The organism is Pseudoalteromonas sp. CR1 (genome assembly GCF_019392235.1).
Classification (GTDB): domain Bacteria; phylum Pseudomonadota; class Gammaproteobacteria; order Enterobacterales; family Alteromonadaceae; genus Pseudoalteromonas.
In genome coordinates, this window is sequence record NZ_JAHXRM010000644.1 from 1 (window position 1) to 234 (window position 234).

Here is a 234-nt window from a genome sequence, read left to right on the forward strand (position 1 = left end):
CGGCTCCCAAGGAGTGCCCCTCCATGTTTGGCGATCGCCCATTCCTTCCCAAGCTAAGGGGACATTAATTGCCACCTATGGCATCACTGGCTCCCTGGAAGATCAAGGCTTTTTGCGACAATGGGGACGCTGGGCCTATGAACGGCACTATGACGTAATTTTGTTTGACTGGCGCGCCCACGGTAAAACGGCGGAACTCTCCCCTACCCTCACCTCCGACGGTTTATATGAAGG

The 234-nt window shown here is 55.1% G+C and carries 1 pseudogene; it reads left to right on the forward strand.

Annotated elements, in window-relative coordinates:
- Positions 1–234, forward strand: a pseudogene (locus KZZ04_RS20870) (hypothetical protein); the annotation flags it as partial.